The 19,667-nt window shown below is 60.1% G+C and carries 20 protein-coding genes and 1 riboswitch; of the genes, 8 read left to right on the forward strand and 12 right to left on the reverse strand.

Translation table 11 applies throughout. The annotated features are described in order from the left end of the window. Nucleotides 1–7: 7 nt before the first annotated feature. The 4 genes from QEZ49_RS09365 to QEZ49_RS09380 all read right to left on the reverse strand — a co-directional run bounded on the left by QEZ49_RS09365 (nt 8) and on the right by QEZ49_RS09380 (nt 3,174). Entirely contained in the window at nt 8–727 is a 720-nt protein-coding gene (locus QEZ49_RS09365) for a F0F1 ATP synthase subunit A (RefSeq protein ID WP_280386554.1), read from the reverse strand. A gap of 32 nt (nt 728–759) precedes the next feature. Further along, nucleotides 760–1,170: an AtpZ/AtpI family protein gene (locus tag QEZ49_RS09370; protein ID WP_068464890.1), complete on the reverse strand. Its 411-nt coding sequence runs from the start codon at nt 1,168–1,170 to the stop codon at nt 760–762. A 161-nt stretch (nt 1,171–1,331) separates the two neighbouring features. Continuing rightward, nucleotides 1,332–1,970: a methionine biosynthesis protein MetW gene (gene metW / locus QEZ49_RS09375; protein WP_280386294.1), complete on the reverse strand. Its 639-nt coding sequence runs from the start codon at nt 1,968–1,970 to the stop codon at nt 1,332–1,334. A 4-nt stretch (nt 1,971–1,974) separates the two neighbouring features. Continuing rightward, nucleotides 1,975–3,174: a homoserine O-acetyltransferase gene (locus tag QEZ49_RS09380; RefSeq protein WP_280386296.1), complete on the reverse strand. Its 1,200-nt coding sequence runs from the start codon at nt 3,172–3,174 to the stop codon at nt 1,975–1,977. Nucleotides 3,175–3,261: 87 nt separating this feature from the next. Then, a riboswitch (SAM riboswitch) is annotated at nt 3,262–3,341 on the reverse strand. Nucleotides 3,342–3,513: 172 nt separating this feature from the next. Between QEZ49_RS09380 and hisC the strand changes: the two genes are divergently transcribed. Genes hisC through QEZ49_RS09395 form a run of 3 tightly spaced genes read left to right on the forward strand, consistent with a single transcriptional unit; the run spans nt 3,514 to nt 6,340 of the window. Next, nucleotides 3,514–4,617 (forward strand): histidinol-phosphate transaminase, encoded by a 1,104-nt coding sequence (gene hisC, locus QEZ49_RS09385; RefSeq protein ID WP_280386298.1) that lies wholly within the window; start codon nt 3,514–3,516, stop codon nt 4,615–4,617. Then, the gene (locus tag QEZ49_RS09390; RefSeq protein ID WP_280386300.1) at nt 4,614–5,654 is read left to right on the forward strand and encodes a prephenate/arogenate dehydrogenase family protein; all 1,041 of its coding nucleotides are present in this window, start codon (nt 4,614–4,616) and stop codon (nt 5,652–5,654) included. The genes hisC and QEZ49_RS09390 overlap by 4 nt, the downstream gene beginning before the upstream one ends. Continuing rightward, nucleotides 5,651–6,340, forward strand: a complete 690-nt coding sequence (locus tag QEZ49_RS09395; protein WP_348534807.1) for a gamma-glutamylcyclotransferase — start codon at nt 5,651–5,653, stop codon at nt 6,338–6,340. The genes QEZ49_RS09390 and QEZ49_RS09395 overlap by 4 nt, the downstream gene beginning before the upstream one ends. A gap of 290 nt (nt 6,341–6,630) precedes the next feature. Here QEZ49_RS09395 and QEZ49_RS09400 read toward each other — a convergent pair whose 3' ends face one another. The 7 genes from QEZ49_RS09400 to ftsE form a co-directional block, all read right to left on the reverse strand. Beyond that, complete coding sequence (locus QEZ49_RS09400) at nt 6,631–7,071, reverse strand: hypothetical protein (RefSeq protein WP_280386302.1); 441 nt, start codon at nt 7,069–7,071, stop codon at nt 6,631–6,633. 239 nt (nt 7,072–7,310) lie between these two features. Continuing rightward, complete coding sequence (locus QEZ49_RS09405) at nt 7,311–9,929, reverse strand: adenosylcobalamin-dependent ribonucleoside-diphosphate reductase (protein WP_280386304.1); 2,619 nt, start codon at nt 9,927–9,929, stop codon at nt 7,311–7,313. A gap of 707 nt (nt 9,930–10,636) precedes the next feature. Continuing rightward, nucleotides 10,637–10,879, reverse strand: coding sequence for a hypothetical protein (locus tag QEZ49_RS09410; RefSeq protein ID WP_280386305.1), 243 nt, complete (start codon nt 10,877–10,879; stop codon nt 10,637–10,639). Between the two features lie 266 nt (nt 10,880–11,145). Next, the gene (locus QEZ49_RS09415; protein ID WP_280386307.1) at nt 11,146–11,934 is read right to left on the reverse strand and encodes a lysophospholipid acyltransferase family protein; all 789 of its coding nucleotides are present in this window, start codon (nt 11,932–11,934) and stop codon (nt 11,146–11,148) included. Nucleotides 11,935–11,937: 3 nt separating this feature from the next. Then, entirely contained in the window at nt 11,938–12,591 is a 654-nt protein-coding gene (locus tag QEZ49_RS09420; protein WP_280386310.1) for a YdcF family protein, read from the reverse strand. Nucleotides 12,592–12,778: 187 nt separating this feature from the next. Beyond that, nucleotides 12,779–13,882 carry an ABC transporter permease gene (locus QEZ49_RS09425; RefSeq protein ID WP_280386312.1) on the reverse strand — a complete coding sequence of 368 codons (1,104 nt, stop codon included), beginning with the start codon at nt 13,880–13,882 and terminating at the stop codon, nt 12,779–12,781. Further along, nucleotides 13,866–14,522, reverse strand: a complete 657-nt coding sequence (ftsE, locus tag QEZ49_RS09430; RefSeq protein ID WP_068464868.1) for a cell division ATP-binding protein FtsE — start codon at nt 14,520–14,522, stop codon at nt 13,866–13,868. The genes QEZ49_RS09425 and ftsE overlap by 17 nt, the downstream gene beginning before the upstream one ends. 237 nt (nt 14,523–14,759) lie before the next feature. On the opposite strand from ftsE, the gene hpt reads away from it, so the two are divergent. From hpt to QEZ49_RS09445, 3 genes are all read left to right on the forward strand, one after another. Beyond that, nucleotides 14,760–15,311: a hypoxanthine phosphoribosyltransferase gene (hpt, locus tag QEZ49_RS09435; protein ID WP_280386314.1), complete on the forward strand. Its 552-nt coding sequence runs from the start codon at nt 14,760–14,762 to the stop codon at nt 15,309–15,311. Between the two features lie 423 nt (nt 15,312–15,734). Beyond that, entirely contained in the window at nt 15,735–16,112 is a 378-nt protein-coding gene (locus tag QEZ49_RS09440) for a response regulator (protein ID WP_280386316.1), read from the forward strand. Between the two features lie 92 nt (nt 16,113–16,204). Beyond that, the gene (locus QEZ49_RS09445) at nt 16,205–17,233 is read left to right on the forward strand and encodes a hypothetical protein (protein ID WP_280386318.1); all 1,029 of its coding nucleotides are present in this window, start codon (nt 16,205–16,207) and stop codon (nt 17,231–17,233) included. A 485-nt stretch (nt 17,234–17,718) separates the two neighbouring features. On the opposite strand, the gene QEZ49_RS09450 is transcribed toward QEZ49_RS09445, so the two are convergent. After that, entirely contained in the window at nt 17,719–18,507 is a 789-nt protein-coding gene (locus QEZ49_RS09450) for a class I SAM-dependent methyltransferase (protein WP_280386320.1), read from the reverse strand. A gap of 258 nt (nt 18,508–18,765) precedes the next feature. Here QEZ49_RS09450 and QEZ49_RS09455 point away from each other — a divergent pair, with 258 nt between their 5' ends. Both QEZ49_RS09455 and QEZ49_RS09460 read left to right on the forward strand, forming a co-directional pair. Continuing rightward, a complete protein-coding gene (locus QEZ49_RS09455; RefSeq protein ID WP_280386322.1) occupies nt 18,766–19,170 on the forward strand; it encodes a metalloregulator ArsR/SmtB family transcription factor in 405 nt (134 codons plus the stop codon). 3 nt (nt 19,171–19,173) lie between these two features. Next, nucleotides 19,174–19,665, forward strand: coding sequence for an SRPBCC family protein (locus QEZ49_RS09460; RefSeq protein ID WP_280386324.1), 492 nt, complete (start codon nt 19,174–19,176; stop codon nt 19,663–19,665). Nucleotides 19,666–19,667: the final 2 nt, after the last annotated feature.

Here is a 19,667-nt window from a genome sequence, read left to right on the forward strand (position 1 = left end):
CATAGCGTCAGTGTTCGTGCATGTTCACTGCGTCGTTGAGATAGATGCAGGTCAGCACGGTGAAGATGAATGCCTGAAGGAAGGCGACAACAATTTCAAAGCCGGTGAAGCCAACCAGGAACACCAGTGGTGCCCAGCCGCCGAGCAGCCCCATGCCGACGACGAAGCCGGCAAAAACTTTGAACATCGCGTGGCCAGCCATCATGTTGGCGAACAGACGCACAGAATGGCTGATCGGGCGGATGAGATAGGAGATAACCTCAATGATGACGATCACCGGCAGCAGCCAGAACGGCACACCTGAGGGAACGAACAGCTTGAGGAATTTTGGACCGTGATTGGCGAACCCGATAGCGGTAACGCCGATCCAGACCATCGCAGCGAGAGCGAAGGTTACAATGATGTGGCTGGTTACCGTGAACGAGTAGGGCAGCATGCCCAGCAGGTTCAGCGCCAACACGAACATGAAGATCGTGAAGACCCACGGGAAATACTTCATGCCCTTTTCGCCAACGAGATCCTTGATCATGTTGGCTATGAATTCATAGCTGAGTTCGGCGATCGACTGTAGCCGACCTGGCACGAGAGCCCGGCGATTCATGGCGAAAAGATAGAAGAGCGGGATCAGCACCACTGCCAGAACCATGAACAGCGACGCGTTAGTGAACGATATATCCCATCCGAACAGTTCCAGCGGAATGATCCGCTTGATTTCGAACTGCTCCATAGGACCATGTCCGGCTGCCACGGTCGAATCCCCTACCTGTCGTCTTCGTCGTCGTCCGGTACGGACGGCGATGCAAGCTGCGACGCTTGCTGTTTTGCCTGTTCCTGCCGTGCAACCCGGATCAAATTCGAAAGTCCTGCGGCAAAGCCGAGGATTACGAACAGAACCATGAACCACGGCCGCGTATTGAGTTGGCCGTCAATTGCCCACCCGATAAACCCACCGACGCCTACACCAGCAACCAGCTCCGCGGCAAACCTAAAAGCCTTGGCGAAAGCTTCGCCCCGGGCCTTGTTGGTATCCGCACGGCTTACTGTGGATCGGCGGGTCTGGACATCATCCAGTCGCTTCCCGATAGCAGCCGAGCGCTGGCGAAACGCCTCGCGTTCCTCAGGGCTGATTTCGCCTTGTCCCGGGGGTAGGTCTTTCCCTTCAGAGGACATGGTTTCACCGGCCCGATTGTGTTTCTGAGGCGTCCCAAACGGCAGGTCTTATCAACGGCGCGCACCATAGTGACGCCCCCTAGGGGTGTCAAGAAAACGCGGCCAAGCTTTGCGGGGCGTTTGGGTACGGCGAAACCGCGCAGCCAGCATAGGATTTGGCACTAGCCGGCTCCACGCTTGCGCAGCAGGAAAACTGCCTTTTCGCCCAACAGGTTCTGCAGCGAGATCGACTTGCGAATCGGCAGGCGCTGACCGGAGGTGTTGAAGGCCACGGCCTGCTCGACCTCGGCATCGATCAGGGCAACCAGATCGACGAAATCCTTAATTGTGCACAGGTGTGCATCCGCTGTCGTGTACCAGGGCTCCGGCAGGTTGCGCGTTCGCGGCATGCGGCCGGTGAGCAGTAGCTCCGTTCGGATGCGCCAATGGCCGAAATTCGGGAACGACACGATGGCGCGATGGCCGATCCGCAGCAGATTCTCCAGCACGGTCTTGGGCTGGCGGGTGGCCTGGATGGTGAGGCTGAGGATAGCATAGTCGAACGCCTGATCCGGATAATCGGCAAGATCCCGGTCGGCGTCGCCCTGGATGACCGACAGCCCCCGCATCACGCAGGCATTCACCTTCTCGCGCGAGAGCTCGACGCCGCGACCGTCAGTGTTCTTGGTTTCAGCCAGCAACTGCAGCAGTGCGCCGTCACCGCAGCCGACGTCCAGCACGCGTGAGCCGGGCTCTACCATTTCGGCGATGAGCTGATGATCGACGCGCGACGTTCCCGGATATTGTAAGGCTTTTTGCATCGCGTCAGACCTTCAGACCGCGCTTCACGCCCGCTGAGCTCAGGAAGCCGTGGATGGTGGCGAAGAACTCGGGCTCTTTCAGCAGAAAGGCGTCGTGGCCCTTGTCGCTGTCGATTTCGACGAAGGAAACATTGGCGGCAACCGCATTCAGCGCATGCACGATGGCGCGGCTTTCGCGTGTTGGGTAGAGCCAGTCGGATGTGAAAGAAACCACGCAGAATCGCGTTTTTGTGCCGCGAAACGCATTCGCCAGCACATCGCCGCGGCTTGCGCCGAGATCGAAATAGTCCATCGCCCGCGTGATGTAGAGATAGCTGTTGGCATCGAAGCGGTCGACGAACGTCGAGCCCTGATGGCGCAGATAGCTCTCCACCTGGAAGTCGGCGTTGAACGAAAACGTCAGCTGCGAGCGGTTTTGCAGGTTGCGGCCGAATTTGTGGTGCAGCGCATCTTCCGACAGATAGGTGATATGCGCGGCCATGCGCGCCACAGAAAGCCCGTTGCGCGGCACCTTGCCGTGGGAATGATAGTCACCTCCGCACCAGTCCGGGTCAGCCATCACTGCCTGGCGGCCGACCTCATGGAAGGCGATGTTCTGCGATGAGTGCCGCGGCGCGGTTGCGATCGGCACGGCCGAGAACACGCGCTCCGAATGGCTCGCGGCCCATTCCAGCACCTGCATGCCGCCCATTGATCCGCCAACGACGCTGAACAGCTGGTCGATGCCGAAGTGATCGATCAGGCGCACCTGCGCATTCACCATGTCGCCGATGGTGATGACCGGGAAATTCAGCCCATAGGGCTTGCCGGTGGCGGGATCGATCGAGGCTGGGCCAGTTGAGCCCATACAACCGCCGAGAATGTTGGAGCAGATGACGAAGTAGCGGTTGGTATCAACCGGCTTGCCTGGTCCGACCAGTGTCGACCACCAGCCCGGCTTTTTTGTCACCGGATGCTCCGAGGCGACGTACTGATCGCCTGTCAGCGCATGGCAAACCAGAATGGCGTTGGATTTGTCAGCGTTGAGTTCGCCATAGGTCTCATAGGCGATGGAGATCGGCGCCAGCAACTGATCGCATGCCAGCCGCAGCGGCTGATCCTGTGGCAGACGCAGCACCTTGCTGGACGGGTTGTTTGCCTCGGTCAGCCGTTGGCAAGACCCGCTACCGGTGTCGGTATTCGCAAAATTCGGGGGCACCGACATTGATCCGCGCACTCCAGGCCCCGGCATCAACCGAGGCATAAAAAAACCGGCCGGATATTGAGGACCTAGAAGGCCGCCTCATCCGTTAACCGGGTGCGCGCGGCCTTTTTTAGCGACTTATTTAACGTGGTTGCAAGCCGGCCGGCCAAATCACCACGACATCTGCCATCGAAATATCGGCATGGGCGCCTTAACGTCAAGTGTCGGGCCCCGCACATCAGATCGCAGCGTCAATCAACGCCAGTCTATTGGCCTGCAAAGCTTTGCGTTTCGCTTTCGGCGTCTGTATCACTTCCCGCGCCTGAAAACTAAAGGCTCCATACATCCGGAAAGCCCGCAATGACCCTCGCTGCGCCCCAGCCCAAGCCCGGCATTCTCGAAATCGATCCCTACGTGCCAGGCGAAAGCAGCCTGCCCGCTGGCATCAAGCCGATCAAGCTGTCGTCGAATGAAACGCCGTTCGGCCCTAGTCCGAAGGCGGTTGAAGCCTATCGCGCCGCTGACGCTGCACTCGAGCGATACCCCGACGGCGCGGCGACCAAGCTGCGCGAGGCGATCGCGCGCCGTTACGGCCTCAATCCTGCGCGCATCATCTGCGGCGCAGGCTCCGATGAGCTGCTAACGATGCTGGCGCACGCCTATCTGGGCGAAGGCGACGAGGCCATCTACACGCAGCACGGCTTTCTGCTGTATCGCATTATCATTCTGGCCAACGGAGCAACGCCAGTCGTCGCGCCGGAAACCGGTTTGCGCACCGATATCGATGCCATTCTCAACCGTGTGACCGAGCGCACCAAGATGGTGTTTCTCGCTAACCCGAACAATCCGACCGGCACCTATGTGTCGTTCGACGAGATCCGTTCGCTGCGCGCGCAACTGCCGCCGCATGTGCTGCTGGTGCTGGACGCGGCGTATGCTGAATATGTCCGCCGCAACGACTATGAAGCTGGCATCGAGCTTGTCGCGACGACGCATAACACGGTGATGACGCGCACGTTCTCGAAGATTCACGGCCTTGCTGGGCTGCGTATCGGCTGGGCCTATTGCCCGGAAGCAGTGGCCGATGTGCTCAATCGCATTCGCGGTCCGTTCAACCTTTCCGTGCCGTCGCTGTTGGCCGGTGCTGCCGCCATCGAAGACAGCGCGCATGAAGAAATGTCAGTGGCGCACAATGAGCACTGGCTGGCATGGTTGACGGGCGAGATCGCGGCGCTGGGGCTGAAGGTGACGCCAAGTGTTGCCAACTTCATTCTGGTGCATTTCCCGAATGAGGGAGCGCGCACAGCAAACGAAGCTGATCGCTATCTGAAGCAGCGTGGCATCATCGTGCGCAAAGTGGCTTCCTACGGTTTGCCCGATTGCCTGCGCATCACCATCGGTTCAGTGGATGACAACCGCGCCGTAGCAGCGGCGCTTACGGATTTTATGGCGGGCAGTGCATGAGCGAGCAGCAAACCACCGCATCGGCTTCTGCAGCGCCGATGTTCAAGCGCGTGGCGCTGATCGGCATCGGCCTCATTGGCTCGTCGATCAGTCATGCGATGCGCCGTGGCGGACTGGCAGCGGAAATTGTCGGCAGCGCACGCACGCCTGCAACGCTTGAAACGTCACTGCGTCTTGGCCTGATCGACAAGGGATATGCCAGCGCAACCGAAGCGGTTGAGGGCGCGGACCTTGTTATTCTCAGCGTGCCGGTTGGTGCGTGTGGGCCGATCACGGCTGAGATCGCACCGCATCTGGCTGCGGGTGCCATTCTCACAGACGTCGGTTCGGTGAAGGCGCAGGTGGTGCGCGATATGGCTCCGCATGTTCCGGCCGGTGTGCACTTCGTGCCGGGGCATCCCATCGCAGGTACGGAACAGTCCGGGCCTGAAGCGGGTTTTGCGGAACTGTTCGACGGCCGCTGGACGATCCTGACGCCCACCCCGGACGTGGACGATGCGGCGGTCGAAAAGCTGCGCACGTTCTGGGAAGCGCTGGGCGCCAAGGTTGAAGTGATGGACCCGAGCCATCACGACATGGTACTCGCCATCACCTCGCATCTGCCGCATCTCATTGCGTTCAACATCGTCAACACGGCTGAAGACCTTGGGCGCGTCACTGACAAGGAAGTGATCAAGTTCTCCGCCGGTGGTTTTCGCGATTTCACCCGTATCGCGGCGTCCGATCCAACCATGTGGCGCGATATTTTCCTCGGCAATCGCGATGGCGTCATGGAGATGCTGCGACGGTTTTCGGAAGATCTCGATGAACTGAAACGCGCGATCGAAGCCGGCGACGGCGATACGCTGTTCCGCCGCTTCACTGAAGCGCGGGCCATTCGGCGTGGCATTGTGGCGGCCGGTCAGGATACGTCGGCGCCGGACTTCGGCCGTGCCCACAAGGTTGCGCAGCCGGGCGATAAGCGCGCGGATGCTGCAGATGCCGACGCGACAGCCGCGTCGGGTGGAACGGCAGCGAGCGGTAGGTCACGCAGTTGAGCAGACGCGGCCAGCACGATCTCTGGATCTTTGCCTACGGCTCGTTGATGTGGCGGCCGGGGTTCGAGGCCGAGGAAGTCGTACACGCGCGTTTGACAGGCTGGCGCCGCAGTTTCTGCATCTATTCGCGCTTCCATCGCGGCTCGCCACGCAGACCCGGTCTTGTGCTGGGCCTTGACCGCGGCGGTGTGTGCGAAGGGCTTGCGTTTCGTGTTGCGCCGGAAGCGGAGCGCGAAACGCTGCGCTATCTGCGTGAGCGCGAGCAGGTGGCCAGCGTTTATCGCGAGGCGCTGGTGCCGCTCACGCTGCTGGAGCGCGACCACACAGAAGTGCAGGCGCTCGCCTATTTGGTGGAGCCCGCGCATCCAAGCTATGCAGGCAGGCTTACCCTGGCGGAGCAGGCGCACCTGGTTCGCGGTGGTATTGGCCGCTCAGGCAATAACATCGATTATCTCGCCAGCACCGTGGCTCACCTTACCAAGCTCGGCATCCGCGAGCGCGAACTGGAGCGCCTGATGGGGCTTGTTGGGACCTATGCAAGTCGCGGCCCCGGCAACAGGGATACGCGCGCCAGCGCCATTGCGATGGTGCGGGAATTCGAGCGCAGCCCGGTTAAGGTGCGGCCGCTGCAATCGGGCGATGCGCAGCGCTTCTGTTACCGCTCGGTGCTGAGCGCGCGACGCTGAGTGCAGGGAGCAGCTAGCCTCGGCCACATGCCGCCCGTCATCCGAAGCGGCCTGACCAGGAACAACCTCCTGAGGCATCACAACTAGAGCCCGTTCACACCTCACACCTGGGTGCAGAGCTGCCCGACGTTGTGCTCATCGTTTAACACCGCGCATCATCTGGACGAGCGTTTTCAGACACGCACTCGCGATGGCGACGGCAGAGAGGGGTTTGGGAGCTGGTTAAAGCCGCGTCTTTGATACACGCGGCTTTGTGCATGGGCGGTGCGGTCACTATTGCACATGGCCGCTCAGTGGAGGCGATTGGCGCCCGCGCCTGCTACATTGAGTTCAGTCTGTGCCTGGGCGGTGCGCAGGTCGAACTCAATCAGCTTGCTGATCTTGTTCGACTGAGCCAGCAGATGGACATGCACCTCGTCGGCGGCGAGCTCGGCGCCGCGCTGGCGAATTTCGGCAAGGTTCAGGGTGTCAGCCTCATGCGCCACGCGACCGATGGCAAGCGCTTCTGCGCGGCCGTTCTCATGTCGGCGGACGAGCACATAATTTGCGGCGGGCAATGCTGGGCATTCACGCAGGCTGTAGATGTGATGCACATAGCGCTTGCCTGAAGCGCCGGCCCAGAAGTGGAAGCTTGCTCGTTCCTTCGCGAGTGCGGCTTTCTCAGCAACTTCCCGGTTAGCTAGGGTTCGCTGAGCCCGATACACGGCCAGCTCTATGATACGCGCAACCATTACTGATGTTCCCCTCGCGGCCTTGCGGCGCGCGCTGTGTTCGACGCTCTTTTCTTTTCGTGCCAGCCTAGGGTTCATTCCTTAACGATGAACGTGGTTTCGAGCTTAATTGTGGCTCGATGTCAGTGTTTTTGGGGCAAAGTGAATGCATTCTTGCGGCATGTCGCAGACATTGACGCGCTCGTATGGAGCATAATTTAACGGGCCGTTAGCGTCTGTTTATGGACTTGCGACGCCCGTCAGCCGCAACGGGAAAATCCACATCTGTTGCACGTCCAGCAGCCTTCTCTTTGAACGTAATCGGTGTCCGAACAGCGCGGGCATAACTTGATCCGGGCGCGCGCAGGCTGTTCTGCTGATGGTGCGGCACTGCTGCGTGAAGGCGAATGTTCATCGGAACTGATCGCGATGTGAGAACTGTATCCGGACGCGGATTTCGCGGTGTTGTTATGACGGGCCTCTGCCGCTGCCTCGTTCGTGCCACAGAAAGCACCGGTGCGGCGCATGTGGTTTTCTATGACCTCTCCGATAGCAGCCAGCAGGCTGGGTACGTAACGGCCGCCAAGCCAGTGGCCTCCCTGTGGGTCAAATACAGCTTTCAATTCCTCCGCGACGAAACTGACATCGCCACCGCGGCGGAATACCGCGCTGATCATTCGCGTGAGCGCGACCGTCCATGCGTAATGTTCAAGGTTGCGGGTGTTGATGAAGATCTCGAACGGACGCCGGCGCTTTTGTGACGTTCCTGGAATAGCCTGTTCGATGTCGTTGATCGTGACATAAATCGCGTGGTCGCTGGCTGGCCATTTGAGTTTGTAGGTTTGGCCGGACAACACTGGCTCACGCTGCAGCGGTTGCGCCATGTAGACGACACCCTCGCGGCCAGCGGTTGAGCTGTTGAGTGCTGGAGCACCAAGATCACGCGGCGCCAGCTCACTGTCGAAGACATGCGTTGAGGCTGGTGCTGTCGCCCCCGGTGCGAAACCTGGGACTGGATGCGAAGGCGGTGCGCCCAGCATTTGGCCTGGGCTTGCGTCCTGGACCCCAGAATGGGGTGCAGGCGAACCGATGCCCGATGGCACGCCAGAGGGCGCGCGCGGATCGGTAGAAGGTGAGGCGGCAGCAGCGCCAGAATCGGTTTGCCCGATTGATTGCAGGACCGATCCGGTGATTGGATTGGGACGGTAGGTGGTGCAACCCTTTAAACCCGAACCGTACGCACTGAGATACACGTCTTTGAAGTCGTCGAACGGGATGCCTTCCGGGCAATTGATAGTCTTGGAGATGGCGCTGTCGACATAGGGCTGCAGCGCTGCCTGCATCGCCAGATGTTCACCGGGGGTAAGATCGGACGCCCGGACGAAGGCGGCGGGAAGTGACGCATCTGCGCCGAAGCGTTCCCGGAAGCGAGCGTAAGCATAGTCCTCGACGGTTTCTTCGTGACTGGATCCGTCGCGGGCCAGAATGCGCCGCGTATAACGGTAGTCAAACACGGGTTCAATGCCGCTAGAAACGTTGCCCGCGAGCAATGAGATTGTCCCTGTCGGTGCGATCGAGGTGAGGCAGCCATTACGAATGCCATGCTGGCGGATCGCCTTGCGCACATCCTTGTCGAGCAGCGCAACGTTGGGCGAGGCAAGAAATGCATCGGCCCTATAGAGCGGAAACGCGCCTTTCTCAGCGGCAAGGTCGGCGCTCGCGGCATAGGCTGCGTTCTGGATGACTGACATCCAGCTCTCCGCGGCGGCGACCGCTTCAGTAGAACCATAGCGCAATCCGCAAAAGATCAGCGCATCGGCAAGCCCTGTTATGCCGAGGCCGATGCGTCGCTTTGCGAAAGCTTCATCCCGCTGAGCTGCCAACGGATAGTTGGAAATATCGATGACGTTATCCAGGAAACGAACGGCCACGGCCACCCGTTGCCTCAGCTTCTTCAGGTCTATCCGTGCGCGATCGGTGAACGGATGCTCGACGAAGCGTGCAAGATTTATCGAACCGAGAAGACACGCCCCATATGGAGGCAGAGGTTGCTCCCCGCAGGGGTTGGTGGCGCTTATTTGCTCGCAATAGTGCAGGTTGTTGCGCGAATTGATGCGATCGATGAAGATGACGCCGGGTTCGGCAAAGTCATACGTGGAACGCATGATGCGCTCCCAAAGCGCCCGCGCTGAGACGGTGCGATAGGTCTTGCCTCCGAACTTGAGATCCCACGGCTGGTCACCACGTACAGCGGCCATGAAGGCATCGGTTACCAGCACCGACAGATTGAAGTTGCGAAGCTTGAGCGGGTCGGACTTGGCATCGATGAAAGCCTCAATGTCCGGGTGATTGCATCTCAGCGTTGCCATCATGGCGCCGCGACGGCTGCCTGCCGACATGATCGTGCGGCACATGGCGTCCCACACTTCCATGAAGCTCACAGGGCCGGAAGCATCGGCGCCTATTGAAGTGACGGGGGCGCCGCGTGGGCGCAGGGTGGAGAAGTCGTGACCAATGCCGCCGCCCTGCTGCATTGTGAGCGCGGCTTCCTTCACGCCATCAAAGATGGCGGAAAGATCGTCTTCTATGCGGCCAAGGACGAAGCAGTTGAAAAGCGTGACCTGCCGGCCGGTTCCGGCGCCGGCCAGAACGCGCCCTGCAGGCAAAAAGCCGAAGTCCGACATAGCTGCGTGAAAGCGGTTGGCCCACTTGTCCCGTGCTTTCCGACCTTTTTCTGGCGCGGCGGCCGCATTGGCTACACGCCGGAACGTATCATCCAGCGCGCCGTCGATCGGGGCGCCATGTGCACCCTTAAACCGATACTTGCTGTCCCATATTTCGCGCGAAATCGGGGCTGGAAAGTCACCTACATCAGACATCGGACCATCCCGGCACTCATTTCTTTCAATATAGGAACGCCTCCGCCTCCCGTCAATTAAATGTTCCTGCTATGATCGCTAAATGTTCTTGCCTGAGAAGGAGGCAGTTGCTATGCTTCAGGGGATGCTAGGCGAGGTCCGCAACCGAGCGCCAGACGCCAAGACCGGAAGAAACATTGTGCGAATGCCGTGCGGTGCGCGGACGATATGAGGCAGACAAGAGAAGCAGCGCGGCCGGTGAACTGTATCGCGTGCGATAAACGGCTGTTGGGGCAAAGGGGGAAGGAGAGAAAGGCGTCGAGCCAGACGATGAATGGGTTGCTACGGGAATGCGCAGGGGAAATGCTTTGGCGTAGGGAGCGGGGGGCTTCATGATCAAGACAACGGTGACGGAGGCATGATCTCGGATTGGGGGCTGCGGGTGATGACTTGAGGAAGTCCGGTGAAAATGCTGCGGGGGCGTGAAGGGGCGTACGCGTCGTGCCAATAATGTCGGGCTTCGACGCGAACATCGGACCTGCCGGCCGGGCGTGCTGCGCCCAAGGGCGTCGGCTATCGCCTCCGGCAGTTATGCGTGTGGCTGATCTACGGGAAGGGAGCGAATGTAGAGGGGGCGGAGCCCAACTGTGCAGCGGTGCAGTTGAAGTGCGCGGAGGGAGGAAGCACGAAAGTCGAAGCACGATGGACGGGGCAGCGACGGGCGCTGCTCAACGACGTGGCAATGATGGCGCATCCAGGCCGTTCTGCACAACTTTACATGCAGCACACTGAATAGCGCCGGTAGACCACTGGTAGAATGTGATACAGCCGCAATCGCAGCACCACATTTCGGGTTCATGCTGCTCTTTGCATTGTGTGTGATTGCGACGCTGACGTTCTGCATCCAGATCGACGAGGTTCGACATGGCAAAAGCTTCTTCCACTAAGAGCTCTGGCAAAGCATCGGCCACGGGCAAATTCGTGGCTCCGGCCGCGACCAAAGCGAAAACAGCGGTTGTTGAACGCCGCAGCTCTGCAGCTCCGGCGAGGACAAAGTCCGCATCCGTGAAAACTAAAACGGCCGCCAAAAAGAAGTAGTTGTGAAATTAGATAGAGTTTTTCGCATCCCGCATGAATTGCGTGCGGCAGATGTGAAATGCGCCGCTCCAGGGCGGCGCTTTTGTTTTTGTAAAGTATAGCCGGGGTGGTCCGGCAGCCGGGGCAGCCGTTGCACGTGTTATCCGGCCGTTGCTACCTGGGCTCGCTTCAGAACATCAGCGGGAATCGGCGGCGGGTTTGCGGAGCGGGATGCCTCGATGATCAGGCGATTGGATGCAGCTTCGATGCGGCTCTGCAACTCGTTGCGGAAGGCAGCGCGCGATAGGCCAGCGGGGATCGGATCGAGGATCTCGACGATGATGGTGCCGGGATAACGCATCAGCTGACGGCGCGGCCAGTAGAGGCCGGAATTGAGCGCTACCGGCACGCAGGGAAGCCCAAGACCTTCATAAAGGGCGACCGCGCCGGATTTGTAGTCGGGCTCGCCGCCGGGTGCGCGACGGGTACCCTCGGGGAAGATCAGCACTTCGCGGCCGGCTGCTGCGCGATCCTTGGCGTCGGCGATGAGGCGGCGCAGGGCTGCCGGGCCGCGATCGCGCCGGACGAAGATGTGCTCGAACTTGCGCGAGAACCAGCCGTAGAAGGGGATGAGCGTCAGCTCCCATTTCATGACCATGGCCGGGTCGTTGAAAATGGGGATGAGGGCGAAGGTATCCCACGCGGACTGATGCTTGGCGGCGACGAGGTACGGTGCCTGCGGTAGCCGTTCGCGCCCGCGCACCTCCATGCGCGTTCCGGTGATCCAGCGCAGCAGCCACAGGCTGAACCGCGCGTGGCATTTCAGGCCTGCCATGGCCCAGCGGCGCGGACCGAACATGAGCGGGAAGCCGCCGATGACGAAAACGGCTGTGCCGACATAGAACAGCGCGGCGAAGATGAGCGAGCGGATATAGATGATGGTGGACAAGGGCTAAAAGATCCCGGCAGACGAACTCTCAGCTGCTTCCTTCGCGACCGAGCTTGATGAGGCCGATCGCACCAGCCGCGCCATGGTGAGACGGGCCGCGCGAGGCAGAAATTTAAGGTACTCGGAAATGAGCGTGCGCGTCACGGTGGTGTTCAGCCACCAGTGCGAGGAGGGGAAGCTGCCGGGCATCACCGGGTGCGGAATGAGTTCGACGTCGGGTAGCGCCAGCGACAGTTCGGCGAGGCTGCGGGGCATGTGATAGCTGGCGGTGACGACGATGACGCTGTTGTATCCATGGGCAGCGGCCCAGTTGCGCGTCTGCTGCGCATTTCCGACCGTATCCAGGGCGGCGTAGTCGATATCGACACAGCAATCGAACTTGTCTTCAGGCAGGCCGGATATCTCCAGCAGCGCCTTTTTGCCGGTGCGGGGAAATACGCCCGAAATCAGCATGCGACCGGCGCGGCCTTCATCGAGCAGGCGGGCGCCTTCGGCAATGCGTGCGCTTTCGCCGGTCAGAACCACAATGGCATCGCCGTTCGGATTGGCTTCCATGACCGGGCTGGTGACGACGTTGGCGAAGACAACAAAACCCAGCATCAGCAGCACAGCAATGGCTGCCGACCCGAAAACCAGAACTCGCCACAAGCTGCTCATTGCCGGGGCTATTCGCCTACGCTTTCTTTCATCGCGCCGTCTGCAGTCTAAAAACGCATCACTACCCTAACCGATTTGAAGCCCGGTGGGACAGCCATTCAAGGGTGCAGCGACACCTGCCCACACCGGAACGGCAAGTCGGTCGGAGACCGATCCAGGTCAGAATCGGCAGACTTTATGGAGCCTGTTACAGCTTGGCATTGAGGATGCGGAAGACGCCGAATCGCGACGTGAGCATGCACAGGGCGGATATGATTATGACAACGATGCCGAGCAGAACGTAACCGGTGGCGTCGAGGCCGCCCGATCCGATCAGGCGGTGCACCTCGGCGTTGGTCATGCCGCCGCCGCCCAGAACGCGCATCATGTAGGGCATGCCGAAAAACACGCCCATGGCGCTCGCAGCGCCGACGATGCCGGCACGGATGCCGAGGCGCAGGAAGTGGCGCTCGAACTCGCGGGCGATGTATCGGTCGGTGGCGCCGACCAGATGCAGCACCTCAACGATCTCGCGGTTCGATGCCAGTGCCGAGCGGGTGGCGGAAATGATGATGGCCGTAGTAGCGGCCGCGACCAGCAGCAGGATGAACAGGCCGCCCAACGCGAACGAGCGCATCACGGTGCGGATCTGCTGCTGCCAGCGGCGATGGTCGTCCAGCGTCGCGGAAGGGAACTTACGCGTCAGCTCGGCGCGCAGGGCGTCCGTGTCGGGCGCAGCGCTGCGGTCGATCTCGACCGCGATCATGCGCGGCACCGGCAACTCGGACAGCACATCGGACTTGCCGAGCCACGGCTCCAGCATCTTGGTGGAGCTTTCGAGGCTCAGAGCGTCGGCGCGGGCAATGCCCGGCTGCGCGCGCAGGAAATTCTCCGCATCGCGCAGGGTTTTTTCCATGTCGATGCCGTCGCGCGGCTCAACCTGCACGGTGACTTCGCTGGCGATGTCCTGCAGCCAGGCGTTGGCGGACTGGTTGATCATGTAGACGGCGCCGGCGGTGAGGCAGGCGAGGAAGCACATGATGGCGATGACGAGCGTGAGCGAGCGGCCCGTTACCGAATCGGGCGGCACCACTGGCGTGCTGGCGCTCTCGTGCTTCGGCTTGCGGCCGCGCGTTGAGGGGATGCGCCGGCGCGGTGGCTCGGTGCGCGGCTCCGGCTGCGCGGCATAGCCCTGCTGACCGTAGCCATCCGGCGACCCGGTCATGGCGTTGTCATAGGGGTCATAGTCGGCCGCGGCATGCGACCCACTGCGATCCCCGCGACCGCTCGGCCTGTCATACGATCCGGACATGGCCGTCGTGAAGCTCCAGTCGCGGCGCCTTGAATTGCCGCATCAGTTGATGGTCGTGGGTGGCGATCAGCACCGAGGTGCCGAGCCGGTTCAATTCGATGAAGAGACGCAGCAGCCGGCGCGCCATCTGCGGGTCAACGTTACCCGTCGGCTCGTCGGCCAGCAGCAGCTCCGGCTTGCCGATGACGGCGCGGGCGATGGCCGCGCGCTGCTTCTCACCGCCGGAGAGAATGGATGGATATGCATGCATGCGATCGCCTAGACCCACCCACTGCAGCAGGTCGGTCACGTCCTCGCGGTAGTCGCCAAGGCGCTTGCCGACGACGCGCAGCGGCAGGGCGACATTCTCCCACGTGGTGAGATGGTCGAGCAGGCGGAAATCCTGAAACACGATGCCGATGCGGCGGCGCAGCTGCGCGCGCTTGGCGGTGGAGATGCGGCTCACGTCCTGATTGAAGAGGTGGATCTGCCCGCGCGTCGGGTGACGCGACATGAACAGCAGCCGCAGCAGCGAGGTTTTGCCGGCACCCGATGGCCCGGTGAGGAAGTGGAACGAACCCGGCCGCAGATGAAAGTCCACCTCCGAGAGGATGTCCGGGCCATCCTCATAGGCGAGGGCGATGTTCGAGAGGCGAATCACGGATGTCAGCTAGCCGGTTGCAGCGCGGGGCCTCAGGGCTCCAGGGACGACGGAAACCACGGGAATTGCCGATCAATCGGGTACGAATGTGGCGGGTTCGTGTGCAGCGAGGCGCACGTATGGAATAATCCCGTTATGGCGGTATTGCCGCGGGGATGCAATGTCCTGCTATTCTGACGCCATATGATGCGGGTATGGGCGGGCAGTGCGCCGGGGCCGAAGGATGGGGTGGAGCTGATGAACGACGTGACGAATGCACCGAACAACACGCTTGAGGTCATCTTCACGCCGGAAGACATCGCCCGGCGGCTCGACGAGCTGGCTCAGACGATCGCGGCGGCGAAGCTGGACAACCTGCTGGTGGTGGCGATCCTGAAGGGTAGCTTCGTTTTCGCGGCCGATCTGATCCGCGCGCTGCACCGCCACGGGCTGGCGCCGGAGGTCGATTTCATGACCCTCTCCAGCTACAAGAAGGCGCGGATTTCCTCCGGCCAGGTTTCCATCCTGCGCGATCTCGATCTCGACGCGCGCGGCCGCAACATCCTCATTGTCGATGACGTGCTGGACTCCGGTCGCACGCTGGCGTTCGCCAAGGACCTGCTGGCGGCGCGCGGCGCGGCCTCGATCCGCACCTGCGTGCTGCTCGACAAGCAGTTGCCGCGGGCTGTCACGCTGGAGCCCGATTATTATGCCTTCCTGTGCCCGAACGAGTTCGTGGTCGGCTACGGCATGGACGTGGCGCATCGCTATCGCGAGCTGCCGTTCGTTGGGCGGCTTGTGCGTCCGTAAGGGCGACGGGCTGCAGGTGTGTGGCGCGGGTTGTGCGTCGCGCTGATAGGTTGATGACTGACGGCGGCGACGGGTGGCGTGGCGTGTTGATGCGAGTGCTGGACTGTAGTTCGCAGCGTAAATCGTCGGTCGCAGGAAAAGACCTCGTTCGCTGAGGGGGTATCAGTCAGCGATCTGAAACATTGGTCGCGTTGAAAATGTGGGATGGAGCTCCTTCGCGATTTGGCAAAGGCGATGGCGTTTCGGACAGGATCGATCACGTCACGCACGGATTTTGCACTCAACTGATTGTGGCAGGCTAGACCATGATCGCTTCGGGCCGGATCAGTCCGAGGCGTGAATCATCGGTCTCATCAAATGGCAAGAGCGGCGTCGCGATCTGAAGAGAAGCGATTGCGCTCCAGCACCGGAGGCACCATCACCATGGCCCGCATTCTCCTTGCCGACGACGATGCTTCGACACGCGATCTGGTGCGGCGCGCGTTGGAGGCCGATGGGCACAGTGTGCTGGTTACGCAGGACGGCGCGGAGGCGCTGGAGCAGTTGCAGTCCGGTGGTGGCGGTGCGGCCGGCGGGCAGGCGTTCGATGTGCTGGTGAGCGACGTGGAGATGCCGCTGCTGGACGGCATTTCGCTGGCCGAGCATGCGCTGAAGCAGCCGCAGATGCGTGTGCTGCTGATGTCAGGCTTTTCCGAGCAGCTCGATCGCGCCCGCGCGCTGGCGGGCACGAAGCTGGCGGTGATCTCAAAGCCGTTCACGCTTGAAGATGTACGCGCCGGGGTGAGGCGGTTGTTGGGTTAGGTTGGGGCAAATTGTGTGGATATATCTACTCTACATGAGCACTTTCAGGCTTTGCGTGCGATGAACTTTCATACCCGATGAGAGGCGCGCTTATGTCGAATAAAAACGAACGAGCTGTATTCCTCATTAATGCAAAAATATCGATGGTACCGGCTGACGCGCCGTTGATAAATTTGCCTGACGCTTTGATTGCGATTGAGCGCTTGTTTTCTGAGCGCCGCGCTTTTGCTTCGCTGACGGATTCTGACACTGTTAGCAACGTAACTGTTGGTATGACCCCCGAGCAGGCGAAGGCCACCAACGCAGACTTATCAGATGTCGTATATATTGCTGATCTACAACGGTCTGGCGATAAGACAATTATTTTGGTGACACGAGGCGATGAAACTATCGCTAGCCCTGCATTTGTGAATCGCTTGGAGCGCGAGGTGCGGATCGCAAAACCAAAACGGGATGAGCTTGTTGGTCACTCATGCCACGTGATTATCGACAGTCACAAGAGATCTTTTGGGGTATATAGAGCCGCCATTGAGAAAGTGCCAAATGTATCAAGGACTCTCGTTATAAGGTTTCTTAATGCATTGCTCAGAACTGATGCTCAACGCAACGGCGCTGCTTTCATGCGACAAAGTTCGCAACGCTTGATTCCCAATTACCCGCGTATCGATTTCGCCCTGCAGCCAAGCGCCAGTTTGGAGAAAGACATTAAGGCGGGCCGCGTAAATTCAATTGAATTAATATCTCGACGTGAAGAATTTAGTGGCCCAGACTTGGGTGTGAACATAAAAAGAAAAACGAGAAATCTGGCGATGACGCTGGATTATGAGGGTCGACCAGAGCGTTTAATTAATTGGTTAAAAAATAAACTTCCAATTATGGCCAGGGAAGAGAACTATGACGAAGTTCAGATTAACATATCCGGCTTAGAGGGCAAGAGTAGTGCGTCGCCCACATTTGCGATCTCAAGATTGGAGTCTGCAGAAACTATTTACGCCAGGACAGCCATCATAACTGATTTTGAAAGGCCGTTGGAGCAGTGCGAGAGCGTCTGCAATGATGAGCTTGCGAACAAAATATCGAACGTGATTGCGAATGAAAAATATTGGACTCCGTCAAGCTGATGTGGATGCTGTGGCAGCTAGCTCAGTGCTTCGCGTATCTGCGTATTCGCGTTGGGAAGGGTGTGTATGCTTCAAAATTGTTTGCTGATCTAATCGCGCCAGTTATCATTGGCGCTGTGCTTACCATGCTCCATCGTTATGCTCTCGGAGCTCCGGATTTCTTTGGAGACGATCAGTTCGTCGAGAAGTTTTCAAAATTATTTGAGCTTTTGGCGGCGTTTTTTATCGCAGCCTTGGCCGCGGTTGCGACATTGGATCGAAAAAACCTCGATGAGCCTCTGCTGGGTTCGCCAGCGACTCTACGCTCTTGGTCAAACGAGCGTCAGAGATTAAATGATGTGGTTTTGACGCGCAGAATGTATATATCATATCTTTTTGGATACTTGGCAACTGTCGCTCTTTTGCTTGTGACTTCAATGCCATTCGTTGAGGCGTTTGTAAACTCCTGTACTTTTTGCAGCGGAAGCTGCTATGAATTGCTGTGGTTAATTGGGAGAGCTTTGTTTTTTACTGTTCTTGCAAATGTCGTTATTACGTCTTTGTATGGGATATATTTTTTGAGCACCCGCCTTCAATCTTAGGAGTGGGTTGCTTGAGCCAGCCACCCACCCCCTGAAAGTGAAGCCTGCGTAGAACAGCTCGACGTCGGTGAAGCCGGCGTCGCGCAGGATGGCTTCGTCCTCGTCGGGTGAGAGGATCGTCAGTTGTTGGGCGATGGCCGCGCGGGCGGCTTCGGCCTTTTGCGGTTCGATGCCAGACGCAATCGCGAACGCCGAATAACGCTGCAGCCACAGCGCGCGCTGCGCCTCACCACCCGGAATGGAAAAGTGCGCGACGACGAACGGCGCGCCGGGCTTCAGACGCCGGCGCACCTCGGCGGCCGTGCGACGGCGCTCCTCCACATCCAGAAAATGCATCGTGAGCAGACATGTTGCGCCGTCGAACGGGCCTTCGGGAGTGTCATCGATCGTGCCGCGATGGAGGCGGATGCGCGCCATGTGCGGGGCGGCCACCTGCTCCGCCAGGGCCAACATTTCCGCTGACGGATCAACGCCATCGAAGGTCCAGTGCGGATAGGAGTCGGCGAAGCTTTTGAGTTCGAGGCCGCCGCCCGCGCCGAGCACCAGCACGCGGCCGGTGGGGCCGATGCGCTCGGCCAGTAGCAGGCCGGCCATGCGCTGCATGCCGGTGTAGCCGGGCACGATGCGGGGCGGGCCTTCGGTGTAGCGCGCGACCGCCTGCGGATCGGAGAACGCGGTGCTGGCGTCGGTCATGGCGGGGTTCTCCTGCCGCTTGCGTGCGTTGCGGCGTGGCGATGCATGTGTGTCGGGCGCGGGGGGTGATGGGTGCTCGATGTAACAATCAATGTTACATGATCGGGCGGCGGTCAAGGCTGAGGAAGCAGCGTCTCAGAAGAAGCGACAGCAGGAGAATGTTGCGCCCGCCATTTATCAGGGCACGATTGCGCGAAAAGTTAGCCAGATGGATAACCGATATTGACGCCGCAGGGCTCGGAGCTTACAGTTAGCCATATGGATAACTATCAGAACCAGCTCGATCAGACGTTCAGCGCGCTTGCCGATCCGACGCGGCGGGCCATCGTGGCGCGGCTTGCGGAAGGGGAGGCATCCGTGGGGCAACTGGCGCGCCCGTTCGCCATGGCGCTGCCGAGCCTGATGAAGCACATCCGCGTGCTTGAAACGGGCGGACTGGTTGAGACCGAGAAGCGTGGCCGGGTCCGCACGTGTCGGCTGAAGCCGGCCGGGATGCAAAGCGTTGAGACCTGGCTGGCGGAGCAGCGCGCCATCTGGGGGGCGCGTCTCGATCGCCTCGAGGCCTACGCGATGGCGCTGGAGCAGGCGACGGAGAAAAAAGCCAAACGCCGCACGGAAGCGGAAGCCGGGAAAAACGTCAGCACAGGAAAGCGGAAGGGTTAAGCTATGACATCACGTTCTGACGATACCCTTGATCGATGGGAAATGGAGCGCGAAATCGTTCTTACCCGCGCGATCAACGCGAAGCGGAGCAGTGTTTTCACGGCGTGGATCGATCCGCAGCACCTGCCGCGTTGGTTTGGGCCGACGGACATCGCGATTGAAACGAAGGCGATTGATATTCGCGTCGGCGGTATGTGGCGGTTTGATATGATCGCGCCCGATGGCACGCGATACACGAACCGCATGATGTTCCGTCGGATCGAAGCGCCGCGTCTGATCGAGGTCGATTACGGGGCGGACGTGGATGATGATCCCGCTCGCTTTCGGATGACGGTGACGTTTGATGAGCAGAGCGATGGCAAAACTATTGTCACGCTGCGGCAGTTGCATCCGAGCAAGGAACAGCGCGACGCGACCATCGGGTTCGGCGCAGTGGAGTATGGCTATCAGACGCTCGACAAGCTGGCGGCGCATGTTGAAGCGAAAGCGGCGTGAGC

Source organism: Hyphomicrobium sp. D-2, assembly GCF_029872155.1.
Taxonomy (GTDB): domain Bacteria; phylum Pseudomonadota; class Alphaproteobacteria; order Rhizobiales; family Hyphomicrobiaceae; genus Hyphomicrobium_A.